A 15,271-nucleotide genomic window follows, 5' to 3' on the forward strand; every position below is an offset into this window, starting at 1 on the left:
CCATTATGTGAAACATAATTAACAAAAACAGCCGTAATCCCCGTAATACAGGGCCTCTGGCTCTTTAACCGTGACATATCTCATTAATCTTACGAATAAATTTGATGCAGAAAATTTACTTGCTCTCTGTTTGCACATAAAATCGCCGAGATAGATTTACTGCGACATATCGTCACTGCCCAATCTCTATTCAAGCACAGAGACCTTTGCTCTCTGATAAGGACTGCCAGCATGCCCGAATCGACAGGTTTGATTGCCCACAACTGGGGCTTCGCCATTTTCCTTTTGGGTGTTGTCGGCCTCTGCGCCTTCATGCTCGGCCTCTCAAGCCTCTTGGGCTCCAAAGCCTGGGGCCGCAGCAAGAACGAACCTTTCGAATCCGGGATGCTGCCTACAGGTGGCGCCCGCTTGCGTCTCTCCGCAAAATTCTATTTGGTCGCGATGCTCTTCGTGATCTTCGACATTGAAGCCCTCTTTCTCTTTGCCTGGTCTGTGTCCGTCCGCGAAAGCGGCTGGACCGGATTCGCCGAAGCTCTCGTTTTCATAGCAATTCTGTTGGCAGGTCTTGTCTACCTATGGCGTGTGGGGGCTCTTGATTGGGCGCCTGTTGGCCGTCGTAATCGGCAGGCGAAGCTAAAACAATGAGGCTTTGGCAATGCAATACAATCTCACCAGGATCGACCCGGATGCTCCTAACGAGCAGTACCCCATCGGCGAACGGGAAACTGTTTCTGATCCGTTAGAAGATCAAGTCCACAAAAACATTTACATGGGCAAGCTCGAAGACGTGCTGAATGGTGCGGTCAACTGGGGGCGTAAAAACTCCTTGTGGCCGTACAACTTCGGCCTTTCGTGCTGTTACGTGGAAATGACCACCGCCTTCACGGCACCCCATGACATCGCGCGCTTTGGCGCCGAGGTTATCCGGGCATCGCCGCGTCAGGCGGATTTCATGGTTATCGCCGGTACCTGCTTCATCAAGATGGCGCCTATCATCCAGCGCCTCTACGAGCAAATGCTTGAACCTAAATGGGTTATTTCCATGGGTTCGTGCGCCAACTCCGGTGGCATGTACGACATCTATTCAGTAGTCCAGGGTGTGGACAAGTTCCTCCCCGTGGATGTCTACGTGCCTGGCTGCCCGCCCCGCCCCGAAGCATTTCTGCAAGGCTTGATGCTGTTGCAGGAATCCATCGGCCAGGAGCGTCGCCCTCTTTCCTGGGTCGTCGGCGATCAAGGCGTGTATCGCGCCGAGATGCCGTCGCAAAAGGAACAGCGCCGCGAACAGCGAATCGCAGTCACCAACCTGCGCAGCCCCGACGAAGTCTGATCCAGTTTTCTTTTACAAAAAGAAACCTGACCTGGGTTCATTCTGTACGTTGACCGATAGCGATCGAGACCTATGACTGCAGACACCGCTCTGTACATCCCGCCTTACAAGGCTGACGACCAAGACGTCGTCGTTGAACTGAATAACCGTTTTGGCGCCGAGGCGTTCACAGCTCAGGAAACCCGCACGGGCATGCCCGTGCTGTGGGTCGCGCGCGCCAAACTGTTCGAAATCATGACTTTCCTGCGCCAACTGCCCAAGCCGTACTCGATGCTGTACGACCTGCACGGCGTCGACGAGCGTCTTCGCACCAAACGCCGTGGCTTGCCAGGCGCCGACTTCACGGTGTTCTACCACCTGCTGTCGGTGGAGCGTAACAGCGACGTCATGATCAAAGTGGCATTGTCCGAGGGTGACCTTAGCGTGCCAACCGTTACCAGCATCTGGCCGAATGCCAACTGGTACGAGCGCGAAGTGTGGGACATGTTCGGCATCGACTTTGCTGGCCATCCACACCTGAGCCGCATCATGATGCCGCCGACCTGGGAAGGTCACCCGCTGCGCAAGGATTACCCGGCGCGCGCCACTGAGTTCGACCCGTACAGCCTGACCTTGGCCAAGCAGCAACTGGAAGAGGAAGCCGCGCGCTTTCGCCCCGAAGACTGGGGTATGAAACGTTCCGGTACCAACGAAGACTACATGTTCCTCAACCTGGGGCCGAACCACCCTTCTGCTCACGGTGCGTTCCGTATTGTGCTGCAGTTGGACGGTGAAGAGATCGTCGACTGCGTGCCGGACGTGGGCTACCACCACCGTGGTGCCGAGAAGATGGCTGAGCGTCAGTCCTGGCACAGCTTCATTCCGTACACCGACCGTATCGATTACCTCGGTGGCGTGATGAACAACCTGCCGTATGTGCTGGCGGTGGAGAAGCTGGCGGGCATCAAGGTGCCGGACAAGGTCGACACCATCCGTATCATGATGGCCGAGTTCTTCCGGATCACTAGCCACCTGCTGTTCCTGGGAACCTACATCCAGGACGTCGGCGCCATGACCCCGGTGTTCTTCACCTTCACCGACCGGCAGAAAGCCTACACGGTGATCGAAGCCATCACTGGTTTCCGTCTGCATCCGGCCTGGTACCGGATCGGCGGTGTCGCTCACGACCTGCCGCGCGGCTGGGAAAAGCTGGTCAAGGATTTTGTCGAGTGGTTGCCAAAACGCCTGGACGAGTACCAAAAAGCGGCGTTGGACAACAGCATCCTCAAAGGCCGGACCATCGGCGTTGCGGCGTATAACACCAAGGAAGCGCTGGAATGGGGCGTCACTGGCGCCGGTCTGCGCTCCACCGGCTGCGACTTCGATCTGCGTAAGGCGCGTCCGTATTCGGGCTACGAGAACTTCGAGTTCGAAGTGCCACTGGCGGTGAATGGCGATGCCTATGATCGCTGCATCGTGCGCGTCGAAGAGATGCGTCAGAGCATCAAGATCATCGATCAGTGCATGCGCAACATGCCGGCCGGTCCTTACAAGGCGGATCACCCGTTGACTACGCCGCCGCCCAAAGAGCGCACGCTGCAGCACATCGAGACCTTGATCACGCACTTCCTGCAAGTTTCGTGGGGCCCGGTCATGCCGGCCAACGAATCCTTCCAGATGATCGAAGCGACCAAGGGCATCAACAGTTATTACCTGACGAGCGACGGCGGCACCATGAGCTACCGTACCCGGATCCGCACTCCAAGCTTCCCGCATCTGCAACAGATCCCTTCGGTGATCAAAGGCAGCATGGTCGCGGACTTGATCGCGTACCTGGGTAGTATCGACTTCGTTATGGCTGACGTGGACCGCTAAGCATGAATAGCACGCTTATCCAGACAGATCGTTTCGCCTTGAGCGAAACCGAGCGCTCGGCCATCGAGCACGAACTGCATCACTACGAAGACCCGCGCGCGGCGTCGATCGAAGCCCTGAAGATCGTTCAGAAGGAACGCGGCTGGGTACCTGATGGCGCGGTTTACGCCATCGGCGAAATCCTCGGCATCCCTGCCAGCGACGTTGAAGGCGTGGCGACATTCTACAGCCAGATCTTCCGTCAGCCGGTCGGCCGTCACATCATCCGTGTCTGCAACAGCATGGTCTGTTTCATCGCCGGTCACGAAGACATCGTTGGCGAAATTCAGAGCAAGCTGGGCATTGGCTTGGGTCAAACCACTGCCGACGGCCGCTTCACCCTGTTGCCTGCCTGCTGCCTGGGCAACTGCGACAAGGCGCCTGCGGTCATGATCGACGACGATACTTTCGGCAATCTACAGCCAGCTGGCGTTGCCACCTTGCTGGAGGGTTACGTATGAGCATTACTTCCTTCGGCCCAGCCAACCTGATCGCGCGCACCCCGCAAACCCATCCGCTGACCTGGCGCTTGCGCGATGACGGCGAGCCGGTGTGGCTCGATGAATACCAGGCCAAAGACGGTTACGCGGCAGCCCGCAAGGCGTTTGCCCAGCAGTCTCCCGACGAGATCGTCCAGGCCGTCAAAGATTCCGGCCTCAAGGGCCGTGGAGGTGCGGGCTTTCCCACTGGCGTGAAGTGGGGCCTGATGCCCAAAGATGAATCCCTCAACATCCGCTACCTGCTGTGCAACGCGGATGAGATGGAGCCCAACACGTGGAAAGACCGCATGCTGATGGAGCAACTGCCCCATCTACTGGTTGAGGGCATGCTGATCAGTGCGCGCGCGCTCAAGGCTTACCGCGGTTATATCTTCCTGCGTGGCGAGTACGTGACTGCGGCCAAGCACTTGAACCGCGCAGTCGCCGAAGCCAAGGCCGCAGGTCTTTTGGGCAAGAATATTCTGGGCACCGGTTTCGACTTCGAGCTGTTCGTCCACACCGGCGCCGGGCGTTACATCTGCGGTGAAGAAACCGCGCTGATCAACTCCCTGGAAGGCCGTCGCGCCAACCCGCGCTCCAAACCGCCCTTCCCGGCCGCTGTTGGCGTATGGGGCAAGCCGACCTGCGTGAACAACGTCGAAACCCTGTGCAACGTCCCGGCCATCGTCAACAACGGCAACGACTGGTACAAGTCGCTGGCCCGTGAAGGCAGCGAAGATCACGGCACCAAGCTGATGGGCTTCTCCGGCAAAGTGAAAAACCCAGGTATCTGGGAGCTGCCGTTCGGCCTGCCCGCTCGTGAGTTGTTTGAAGACTACGCCGGTGGCATGCGCGACGGTTACAAGCTCAAGTGCTGGCAGCCAGGCGGCGCCGGTACGGGCTTCCTCCTGCCTGAGCATCTGGACTGCCTGTTCTATGCCGGTGGTGTCGCCAAAGTTGGCACTCGCATGGGCACAGGGCTGGCGATGGCCGTCGACGACAAGGTCAATATGGTTTCGCTGCTACGCAACATGGAGGAGTTCTTCGCTCAGGAGTCGTGCGGTTTCTGCACCCCTTGCCGCGATGGTCTGCCGTGGAGTGTGAAGATGCTACGTGCCCTCGAGAAAGGCCAGGGTCAACCGGGCGATATCGAGACGCTGCTGGGGTTGGTCAACTTCCTCGGCCCCGGCAAAACCTTCTGCGCCCACGCACCTGGCGCCGTGGAGCCGCTGGGCAGCGCGATTAAGTACTTCAGGCCGGAATTCGAGGCAGGCATCGCACCGGCGCGTGCAGGCGGCCTCAATCAGGTCGTGACGCCGACGGTGGTCGGCGCATAACAAGACAGACCGGTCGGTGGCTCACAAGGCCGCCTTCCTTATATCCGACTGCGCCGCGAGGCTGTTTGAGTCGGCTAGCACCGAGATTCCATTAGCCACGCCCGCTGACACCGGGCCAACGAAGACCTTTGAACCATGGCTACTATCCACGTAGACGGCAAAGCGCTCGAAGTCGATGGCGCAGACAACCTGTTACAGGCATGTCTGTCGCTGGGCCTCGACATCCCTTATTTCTGCTGGCACCCAGCACTTGGCAGCGTTGGCGCTTGTCGCCAATGTGCGGTCAAGCAGTACACCGACGAAAACGACACCCGAGGTCGTATCGTCATGTCTTGCATGACCCCTGCCAGCGACGGCAGCTGGATCTCCATCGAAGACGAAGAAGCGAAAGTGTTTCGCGCCAGCGTCGTCGAATGGTTGATGACCAACCACCCGCACGACTGCCCGGTCTGCGAGGAAGGCGGTCACTGCCACCTGCAAGACATGACGGTGATGACTGGCCACAACGAGCGCCGTTATCGTTTCACCAAGCGTACCCACCAGAATCAGGAACTCGGCCCGTTCATCGCTCACGAGATGAACCGCTGCATCGCCTGCTATCGCTGCGTACGCTTCTATAAGGACTACGCGGGCGGCACCGACCTTGGCGTGTTCGGCGCCCATGACAACGTGTACTTCGGTCGCGTTGAAGATGGCGCACTGGAAAGCGAGTTCTCCGGCAACCTCACCGAGGTCTGCCCGACCGGTGTGTTCACCGACAAGACACACTCCGAACGTTACAACCGTAAATGGGACATGCAATTCTCGCCGAGCATCTGCCACGGCTGTTCCAGCGGTTGCAACATCAGCCCCGGCGAGCGGTATGGCGAAATCCGCCGTATCGAAAACCGCTACAACGGCTCGGTCAATCAGTACTTCCTGTGTGACCGTGGCCGTTTCGGTTATGGCTACGTCAACCGCAAAGACCGCCCACGTCAGCCACTGCTGGCAGCCGGCAACGTCAAGCTGGGCCTGGACGCGGCACTGGACAAGGCCGCTGAGCTGCTGCGCGGTCGCAATATCGTCGGTATCGGTTCGCCGCGCGCCAGCCTGGAAAGTAACTTCGCCCTGCGTGAACTGGTGGGTGCCGAGCATTTTTACTCGGGTATCGAAGCCGGTGAACTGGAGCGTCTGCGCCTGATCGTCAAGGTTTTGAAAGACAGCCCGCTGCCGATCCCGAACCTGCGTGAAATCGAAGAACACGACGCTGTATTCGTGCTGGGTGAAGACGTTACTCAGACCGCTGCGCGCATGGCTCTAGGCTTGCGTCAGTTAGTCAAGAACAAGGCTGAGGACATGGCCGCCGCCATGAAAGTCCAGCCTTGGCTCGACGCCGCTGTGAAGAACATCGGTCAGCACGCAATGAACCCATTGTTCATCGCCAGCTTGGCTGAAACCCGTCTCGACGACATCGCCGAAGAATGCGTCCACGCAGCACCGGATGACTTGGCGCGCATCGGTTTCGCCGTGGCTCATGCCATCGACCCAAGCGCGCCTGCCGTGGTGGGCCTGGACAGCGAAGCCCTTGAACTGGCCCAGCGTATTGCCGCTGCCCTACTCGCAGCCAAGCGTCCGTTGATTATCTCCGGCAGCTCGCTGGGTTCCAACGCGTTGATCGAAGCCGCGGCAAACATCGCCAAGGCCCTGAAACTGCGTGACAAGCAAGGCTCACTGAGCCTGATTGTGCCGGAAGCCAACAGCATGGGCCTGGCCCTGTTCGGTGGCGAGTCGTTGGATGACGCGCTCCAAGCGGTGATTTCGGGCAAGGCCGACGCCATCGTCGTGCTGGAAAACGATCTGTTCACCCGTGTCGATTCGGCCACCGTAGACGCTGCGCTAAACGCTGCGAAAGTGGTGATCGTCGCAGACCACCAGAAGACGGCGACCTCTGATCGTGCCGATCTGGTACTGCCGGCTGCAAGCTTCGCTGAAGGCGACGGTACGCTGGTCAGCCAGGAAGGCCGCGCCCAGCGCTTCTTCCAGGTGTATGACCCGACTTACCTGGATGCCAGCATCCGGATTCACGAAGGCTGGCGCTGGCTGCATGCCCTGCGCGCGACCCTGCTGAATCAGCCAGTTGACTGGACCCAACTTGACCATGTGACAGAGGCCGTCGCCAAAAGCACCCCGCAACTGGCGGGCATTGTCAACGCGGCGCCTTCTGCTTCGTTCCGTATCAAGGGCTTGAAACTGGCTCGCGAACCGCTGCGTTACAGCGGCCGGACGGCCATGCGCGCCAACATCAGCGTGCATGAACCGCGCACTTCACAAGACATCGATTCCGCGTTCTCCTTCTCCATGGAAGGTTACTCGGGCTCCGTCGAGCCGCGTCAGCAAGTGCCATTTGCCTGGTCGCCAGGCTGGAACTCACCACAAGCGTGGAACAAATTCCAGGACGAAGTCGGTGGTCACCTGCGTGCTGGCGATCCGGGCGTGCGCCTGATCGAAAGCATTGGCGACCACCTGAGCTGGTTCGCCAGCATCCCGGCGGCCTTCTCCCCAGCTCGCGGGACCTGGCAAGTGGTGCCGTTCTATCACTTGTTCGGCAGCGAGGAAAACTCCTCGAAAGCTGCACCGGTGCAGGAACGAATCCCACAAGCCTACGTCGCACTGGCCAAGTCCGAGGCCGACCGCCTGGGTGTCAATGACGGTGCTCTGCTCAGCCTGAACGTTGCTGGCCAGACCTTGCGTCTGCCGCTGCGCATAAACGAAGAGCTGGGGGCAGGTCTGGTAGCACTGCCATCAGGTCTGGCGGGCATTCCTCCGGCATTGTTCGGCAAAACCGTTGAAGGCTTGCAGGAGGCAGCGCAATGACGTGGTTCACCCCTGAAGTGATCGACTCGATCATCGCGGTCCTCAAGGCCATTGTGATCCTGCTTGCCGTAGTGGTCTGCGGCGCCCTGCTCAGCTTCGTCGAACGTCGTCTGCTGGGCTGGTGGCAAGACCGTTACGGTCCAAACCGCGTCGGCCCGTTCGGCATGTTCCAGATTGCCGCAGACATGCTGAAGATGTTTTTCAAGGAAGACTGGACCCCGCCCTTCGTTGACAAGGTGATCTTCACCCTGGCGCCGGTGGTCGCGATGAGCGCCTTGCTGATCTCGTTCTCGATCATTCCGGTCACCCAGACCTGGGTGGTCGCCGACCTGAACATCGGCCTGCTGTTCTTCTTCGCCATGGCCGGTCTGTCGGTGTATGCCGTGTTGTTCGCCGGCTGGTCCAGTAATAACAAGTTCGCCCTGTTGGGCAGCTTGCGGGCCTCGGCGCAAACAGTGTCATACGAAGTGTTCATGGGCCTGTCGTTGATGGGCATCGTGGTTCAGGCAGGTTCGTTCAACATGGGTGACATCGTTGCCTATCAGGCGAACAACCTGTGGTTCATCATTCCGCAGTTCTTCGGCTTCTGTACCTTTTTCATCGCTGGCGTCGCCGTGACTCACCGTCACCCGTTCGACCAGCCGGAAGCGGAACAGGAACTGGCTGACGGTTACCACATTGAATACGCCGGCATGAAATGGGGCATGTTCTTCGTCGGTGAGTACATCGGCATCGTCCTGATCTCGGCACTGTTGGTGACCCTGTTCTTCGGTGGTTGGCACGGCCCGTTCAACATCCTGCCGCAGCTGTCGTTCATGTGGTTCGTTCTGAAAACCGCGTTCTTCATCATGCTGTTCGTACTGCTGCGAGCCTCTATCCCTCGCCCGCGTTACGACCAGGTGATGGATTTCAGCTGGAAGTTCTGCCTGCCGCTGACCTTGATCAATCTGCTGGTGACCGCTGCGATCGTGTTGTTGAACACGCCAGCGGGCTCGGTTCAGTGAGGATTTGACCCATGTTCAAATATATTGGCGACATCGTTAAGGGTACGGGTACCCAGTTGCGTAGCCTGGTGATGGTCTTCGGCCATGGCTTTCGCAAGCGCGACACCCTGCAATATCCAGAAGAAGCGGTCTATCTGCCACCTCGCTACCGGGGTCGTATCGTTCTGACCCGCGACCCTGATGGCGAAGAGCGCTGCGTAGCCTGCAACCTGTGCGCCGTGGCCTGCCCGGTCGGTTGCATCTCGCTGCAAAAAGCCGAAACCGAAGACGGTCGCTGGTACCCGGACTTCTTCCGCATCAACTTCTCGCGTTGCATCTTCTGCGGCCTCTGCGAGGAAGCTTGCCCGACCACGGCAATCCAGCTGACACCGGATTTCGAGATGGCCGAGTTCAAACGTCAGGATCTGGTGTACGAGAAGGAAGATCTACTGATCTCCGGCCCCGGCAAGAACCCTGATTACAACTTCTATCGCGTTGCAGGTATGGCGATCGCTGGCAAGCCTAAAGGCTCTGCACAGAACGAAGCCCAACCGATCAACGTCAAGAGCTTGCTGCCTTAAGGAAGAAAGATGGAATTCGCTTTCTATTTCGCATCCGGTATCGCTGTTTTGGCCACCCTGCGGGTGATCACTAACACGAACCCGGTGCATGCCCTGCTCTACCTGATCATTTCGCTGATCGCCGTGGCCATGACCTTCTTCGCCCTTGGTGCGCCGTTTGCCGGTGTGCTGGAAGTCATCGCCTATGCGGGCGCCATCATGGTGCTGTTCGTGTTCGTGGTGATGATGCTGAACCTGGGCCCGGCCTCGGTTCAGCAAGAGCGCGTCTGGCTCAAGCCCGGCATCTGGCTCGGCCCGATCCTGCTGGGTGGCCTGCTGCTGGCTGAACTGCTTTACACGCTGTTCGCCAACTCCACGGGCGCCTCCATCGGCCATACCACTGTGGACGCCAAGGCAGTCGGCATTAGCCTGTTTGGCCCTTATCTGTTGGTGGTCGAACTCGCCTCGATGCTGCTGCTAGCCGCAGCGGTCACGGCGTTCCACCTGGGCCGCAACGAGGAAGTCAAACCATGAGTGCAATCCCTTTGGAGCATGGTCTGGCAGTCGCCGGCATCCTGTTCTGCCTCGGCCTGGCGGGCCTTTTGGTACGCCGCAACATTCTTTTCGTGTTGATGAGCCTGGAAATAATGATGAACTCTGCCGCATTGGCCTTCGTCGTGGCGGGTAGTCGCTGGGCGCAGCCTGACGGCCAGATCATGTTCATCCTGGTGATCAGCCTTGCAGCCGCCGAGGCCAGTATTGGTCTGGCAATCCTGCTGCAGCTGTATCGCCGTTTCCACACGCTCGATATCGACGCTGCCAGCGAGATGCGCGGATGAACCTACTCTTTCTGACTTTCGTATTCCCTCTGATCGGTTTTCTGCTGCTGTCGTTTTCACGTGGCAGGTTCTCGGAAAACCTTTCTGCCCTGATTGGCGTAGGCTCAATCGGCCTGTCAGCCATCGTCGCAGCTTATGTGATCTGGCAATTCAATGTGTCGCCACCGGAAGGCGGTCACCTGACCATGGTGCTGTGGCGCTGGATATCGGTGGACGGTTTCGAGCCTAACTTCGCGCTGTATGTCGATGGCCTGTCCATCACCATGCTGGGCGTCGTGGTCGGTGTCGGCTTTCTGATCCACCTGTTTGCGTCTTGGTACATGCGCGGTGAAGACGGCTACTCACGCTTCTTCGCCTACACCAACCTGTTTATCGCCAGCATGCTGTTCCTGATCCTGGGCGATAACCTGTTGTTCCTATACTTTGGTTGGGAAGGCGTGGGCCTGTGCAGCTATCTGTTGATCGGTTTCTACTACAGCAACCGCAACAACGGCAACGCCGCACTGAAAGCCTTCATCGTCACGCGTATCGGCGACGTATTCATGGCCATCGGCCTGTTCATCCTGTTCCAGCAACTGGGCACGCTAAACATCCAGGAGTTGCTGGTGCGTGCGCCTGAACACTTCAAGGTCGGCGACTTCTGGATTGTGCTGGCAACGTTGATGCTGCTGGGCGGCGCTGTCGGTAAATCGGCGCAGTTGCCTCTGCAAACCTGGCTGGCAGACGCAATGGCGGGGCCTACTCCCGTTTCGGCACTGATCCACGCCGCAACGATGGTAACTGCCGGCGTCTACTTGATCGCCCGAACCCATGGTCTGTTCCTCCTGGCGCCGGATATCCTGCACCTGGTCGGTATCGTCGGTGGTGTGACGTTGGTACTGGCAGGTTTCGCGGCTCTGGTTCAAACCGACATCAAACGTATCCTCGCCTACTCGACCATGAGCCAGATCGGCTACATGTTCCTGGCGTTGGGTGTGGGAGCATGGGACGGCGCGATCTTCCACCTGATGACCCACGCATTCTTCAAGGCCCTGTTATTCCTTGCTTCCGGTGCTGTGATCGTTGCCTGCCACCATGAGCAGAACATCTTCAAGATGGGCGGCCTGTGGAAGAAACTGCCGTTGGCGTATGCCAGCTTCATTGTCGGCGGTGCGGCACTGTCTGCCCTGCCACTGCTGACGGCTGGCTTCTACTCCAAGGACGAAATCCTCTGGGAAGCCTTTGCCAGCGGCCATCAGTATCTGCTGTACGCAGGTCTGCTCGGCGCATTCATGACCTCGCTGTACACCTTCCGCCTGATCTTCATCACCTTTCACGGTGAAGCCAAGACCCAGGCCCATGCCGGCCACGGGATTGCCCATTGGCTGCCACTGGGTGTGCTGATCGTACTGTCGACCTTCATTGGCGCATGGATTCATCCACCACTGGCTGGCGTGTTGCCAGAAAGTGCGGGGCATGCGGGCGGCGAAGCCAAACACGGCCTGGAAATCGCCTCGGGCGCCATTGCCCTGTCCGGCATCCTGCTGGCGGCGCTGCTGTTCCTCGGCAAGCGCCGCTTCGTTACGGCCATCGCCAACAGTGGTCCGGGTCGTTTCCTCTCGGCCTGGTGGTTTGCGGCATGGGGCTTTGACTGGGTGTACGACAAGCTGTTCGTCAAACCTTATCTGGCAATCAGTCACCTGCTGCGCAGCGACCCGCTCGATCACACCATCGGTTTGATCCCGCGTCTGGTCAAAGGCGGGCACGTTCTGATGAGCCGCTCCGAGACCGGCCAGCTACGTTGGTACGCCGCTTCAATCGCCGCAGGTGCCGTACTGGTACTCGGCGCGATTGTGTTGGTCTGACATGAACCTTGCGAATTTGCGAAAGGAATTGAGCCCGTCATGATTCTGCCTTGGCTAATCCTGATCCCCTTTATCGGCGGCCTGCTGTGCTGGCAAGGTGAGCGCTTCGGCCCTACCCTGCCACGCTGGATTGCGCTGTTGACCATGTCCCTCGAAATGGCTTTGGGCCTCTGGTTGTGGAGCGCTGGCAACTACAGCTACGCCCCCGCGCCAGGCGCCGATCCGACCTGGGCCCTTGAGTTCAAGCACCAGTGGATCGAACGCTTCGGTATCAGCGTTCACCTGGCGCTCGATGGCCTGTCGTTGCTGATGATCCTGCTGACAGGCCTGCTGGGTATCCTCTCGGTACTCTGCTCGTGGAAGGAAATCCAGCGTAACGTTGGCTTCTTCCACCTCAACCTGATGTGGATTCTGGGCGGTGTGGTTGGCGTGTTCCTCGCCATCGACCTGTTCATGTTCTTCTTCTTCTGGGAAATGATGCTAGTGCCGATGTATTTTCTCATCGCGCTCTGGGGTCACAGCTCATCAGATGGCAAAAAGACCCGGATTTACGCAGCGACCAAGTTCTTCATCTTCACCCAGGCCAGCGGCCTGATCATGCTGGTGGCGATCCTTGGTCTGGTGCTGGTGAACTTTAACCAGACCGGCGTGATCACCTTCAGCTATGCCGACCTGCTGAAAACCAAACTGTCCCACGGCACCGAGTACATCCTGATGCTGGGCTTTTTCATCGCTTTCGCGGTGAAGCTGCCGGTCGTCCCGCTGCACTCCTGGTTGCCGGATGCTCACGCCCAGGCGCCTACCGCAGGTTCAGTCGACCTGGCCGGTATCTTGCTGAAAACCGCTGCTTACGGCCTGTTGCGCTTCGCGCTGCCGTTGTTCCCCAACGCGTCGGCAGAGTTTGCACCCATCGCGATGGTCCTCGGTTTGATCGGGATTTTCTATGGTGCCTTCCTGGCGTTCGCACAAACCGACATCAAGCGTCTGATTGCGTTCTCCAGCGTCTCGCACATGGGCTTCGTGTTGATCGGCATCTACTCCGGCAGCCAGCAAGCGCTGCAAGGTGCAGTGGTACAGATGATCGCTCACGGTTTGTCGGCCGCTGCACTGTTTATCCTGAGCGGTCAGTTGTACGAGCGTCTGCATACCCGGGACATGCGCAAGATGGGCGGTCTTTGGAACAAAATCGCCTACCTGCCTGCGGTCAGTCTGTTCTTCGCGGCGGCATCGCTCGGCCTGCCAGGCACTGGTAACTTCGTCGGCGAGTTCCTGATCCTGATCGGGACCTTTGCCAGCGCACCGTGGATCACGGCAATCGCGACTTCTGGTCTGGTGTTCGGTTCTGTCTACTCGCTGATCATGATTCACCGTGCCTACTTCGGTCCCTCCAAAACGGATGAAATTTTGAAGGGTATGGATGGACGGGAATTGATGATGGTCCTCGGCGTGGCCGTGTTGCTGGTGGTGCTCGGGATTTACCCGCAGCCGATCCTTGATACGTCCGCCGCGACCATGCACGGCGTGCAGCAATGGCTCGGCACCGCCTTCACTCAACTCGCTTCGGCCCGGTAAGAGCGCTATGGACCTGACGATTCAACACTTTATTGCGCTGGCACCGCTGCTGATCACCAGCCTCACCATTGTTGTGGTGATGCTCGGGATCGCATGGCGTCGCAATCATTCGCAATCATTCCTGCTGACAGTGGCAGGACTCAACCTGGCCTTGCTGTCGATCTATCCGGCCCTCAAGGTCGCGCCGCTGGTGGTGACGCCCCTGCTGCAGATCGACGCATTCGCTTGCTTGTACATGGCGATCATCCTGGTCTCGACGTTGGCTTGCGTCACGTTGGCTCACGCTTATCTGGGCGAGGGCAAGGTGGGTTATCCGGGCAACCGCGAAGAGCTTTACCTGCTGATCCTGATGGCCGCGGCTGGCGGTATGGTTCTGGTCGCAGCACAGCACTTGGCCGGCTTGTTCATCGGTCTGGAACTACTGTCTGTGCCGGTTTATGGTCTGGTGGCGTACGCCTTCTTCAACAAGCGCTCGCTGGAAGGTGGCATCAAGTACATGGTGCTGTCGGCAGCAGGCTCGGCGTTCCTATTGTTCGGCATGGCACTGCTGTACGCCGAAGCGGGCACACTGAGCTTCTCCGGTATTGGCAAAGCCATCGAAGCCACTGGCATGCCGAGCCCAATCGCTGTGTTGGGGCTGGGCATGATGCTGGTGGGGCTGGGCTTCAAGCTGTCACTCGTGCCTTTCCACCTCTGGACGCCGGATGTGTATGAAGGCGCCCCGGCGCCCGTGGCGGCATTCCTCGCCACGGCAAGCAAGGTGGCAGTGTTCGCGGTCATGGTGCGTCTGTTCCAGGTCTCGCCGGTCGCCAGCAGTGGCGTGCTCAGCGATGTGATGGCGGTGATTGCGGTTGCTTCGATCCTGATCGGTAACTTGTTGGCCCTGACGCAGACCAACCTCAAGCGCCTGCTGGGTTACTCATCCATCGCCCACTTCGGTTACCTGATGATCGCGATGGTTGCCAGTAAAGGTATGGCGGTTGAAGCCATCAACGTTTACCTGGTGACCTACGTGCTGACAAGCCTGGGTGCGTTCGGCGTAATCACCCTGATGTCGTCGCCTTACAGTGGCCGCGATGCTGATGCGTTGTTCGAATACCGGGGGCTTTTCTGGCGCCGTCCATACCTGACGGCGGTACTGACCGTGATGATGCTGTCGCTGGCCGGTATTCCGCTGACGGCGGGCTTCATCGGCAAGTTCTACATCATCGCCACCGGCGTCGAGTCGCACCTGTGGTGGCTGACCGGCTCGCTGGTGGTTGGTAGCGCTATCGGTGTCTTCTACTATCTGCGGGTCATGGTCACGCTGTATCTGCTGGACTCGAAGATCCAACGCAAAGATGCCCCGTTCAACTGGGCACAACGCGCAGGCGGCGTGATGCTGTTGGGTATCTCGCTGCTGGCGTTCTTCCTGGGCGTTTATCCACAACCGCTACTGACCCTGGCGCAACACGCGGGGCTGTAAGGTTTGGCTTGAAGTAATGGTATCGAGTAGGAGGCGGATTTACATCCGCCGTCCTCTCACACCACCGTACGTACGGATCCGTATACGGCGGTTCAGGTCAGGCGGCTAAGCCGGTT

The 15,271-nt window shown here is 58.8% G+C and carries 13 protein-coding genes; all 13 read left to right on the forward strand.

The features are described 5' to 3' along the window. Nucleotides 1-231 precede the first annotated feature (231 nt). Complete coding sequence (locus tag VGC62_RS21690) at nucleotides 232-645, forward strand: NADH-quinone oxidoreductase subunit A (protein ID WP_331189132.1); 414 nt, start codon at nucleotides 232-234, stop codon at nucleotides 643-645. A 10-nt stretch (nucleotides 646-655) separates the two neighbouring features. Next, nucleotides 656-1,330, forward strand: coding sequence for a NuoB/complex I 20 kDa subunit family protein (locus VGC62_RS21695; protein ID WP_093421209.1), 675 nt, complete (start codon nucleotides 656-658; stop codon nucleotides 1,328-1,330). Nucleotides 1,331-1,402: 72 nt separating this feature from the next. After that, on the forward strand, nucleotides 1,403-3,184 hold the full coding sequence (nuoC, locus tag VGC62_RS21700) for an NADH-quinone oxidoreductase subunit C/D (protein WP_331189133.1): 1,782 nt from the start codon (nucleotides 1,403-1,405) through the stop codon (nucleotides 3,182-3,184). Between the two features lie 2 nt (nucleotides 3,185-3,186). After that, nucleotides 3,187-3,684, forward strand: a complete 498-nt coding sequence (nuoE, locus tag VGC62_RS21705; RefSeq protein WP_331189134.1) for an NADH-quinone oxidoreductase subunit NuoE — start codon at nucleotides 3,187-3,189, stop codon at nucleotides 3,682-3,684. Continuing rightward, complete coding sequence (gene nuoF / locus VGC62_RS21710; protein WP_331189135.1) at nucleotides 3,681-5,039, forward strand: NADH-quinone oxidoreductase subunit NuoF; 1,359 nt, start codon at nucleotides 3,681-3,683, stop codon at nucleotides 5,037-5,039. The genes nuoE and nuoF overlap by 4 nt, the downstream gene beginning before the upstream one ends. A 135-nt stretch (nucleotides 5,040-5,174) precedes the next feature. Beyond that, nucleotides 5,175-7,892, forward strand: a complete 2,718-nt coding sequence (nuoG, locus tag VGC62_RS21715) for an NADH-quinone oxidoreductase subunit NuoG (protein ID WP_331189136.1) — start codon at nucleotides 5,175-5,177, stop codon at nucleotides 7,890-7,892. After that, nucleotides 7,889-8,896: an NADH-quinone oxidoreductase subunit NuoH gene (gene nuoH / locus VGC62_RS21720; protein WP_331189137.1), complete on the forward strand. Its 1,008-nt coding sequence runs from the start codon at nucleotides 7,889-7,891 to the stop codon at nucleotides 8,894-8,896. The genes nuoG and nuoH overlap by 4 nt, the downstream gene beginning before the upstream one ends. A gap of 11 nt (nucleotides 8,897-8,907) precedes the next feature. Then, complete coding sequence (gene nuoI, locus VGC62_RS21725) at nucleotides 8,908-9,456, forward strand: NADH-quinone oxidoreductase subunit NuoI (RefSeq protein ID WP_331189138.1); 549 nt, start codon at nucleotides 8,908-8,910, stop codon at nucleotides 9,454-9,456. A 9-nt stretch (nucleotides 9,457-9,465) separates the two neighbouring features. Next, nucleotides 9,466-9,969: an NADH-quinone oxidoreductase subunit J gene (gene nuoJ / locus VGC62_RS21730; protein ID WP_331189139.1), complete on the forward strand. Its 504-nt coding sequence runs from the start codon at nucleotides 9,466-9,468 to the stop codon at nucleotides 9,967-9,969. Beyond that, the gene (gene nuoK / locus VGC62_RS21735) at nucleotides 9,966-10,274 is read left to right on the forward strand and encodes an NADH-quinone oxidoreductase subunit NuoK (RefSeq protein WP_331189140.1); all 309 of its coding nucleotides are present in this window, start codon (nucleotides 9,966-9,968) and stop codon (nucleotides 10,272-10,274) included. Before nuoJ ends, nuoK begins: the two co-directional genes overlap by 4 nt. Further along, on the forward strand, nucleotides 10,271-12,118 hold the full coding sequence (gene nuoL / locus VGC62_RS21740) for an NADH-quinone oxidoreductase subunit L (protein ID WP_331189141.1): 1,848 nt from the start codon (nucleotides 10,271-10,273) through the stop codon (nucleotides 12,116-12,118). Before nuoK ends, nuoL begins: the two co-directional genes overlap by 4 nt. Nucleotides 12,119-12,157: 39 nt before the next feature. Beyond that, entirely contained in the window at nucleotides 12,158-13,690 is a 1,533-nt protein-coding gene (nuoM, locus tag VGC62_RS21745) for an NADH-quinone oxidoreductase subunit M (protein ID WP_331189142.1), read from the forward strand. 7 nt (nucleotides 13,691-13,697) lie between these two features. Continuing rightward, a complete protein-coding gene (nuoN, locus tag VGC62_RS21750) occupies nucleotides 13,698-15,155 on the forward strand; it encodes an NADH-quinone oxidoreductase subunit NuoN (RefSeq protein WP_331189143.1) in 1,458 nt (485 codons plus the stop codon). Nucleotides 15,156-15,271: the final 116 nt, after the last annotated feature.

The sequence above is a fragment of the Pseudomonas sp. genome, assembly GCF_036404235.1.
GTDB lineage: Bacteria > Pseudomonadota > Gammaproteobacteria > Pseudomonadales > Pseudomonadaceae > Aquipseudomonas.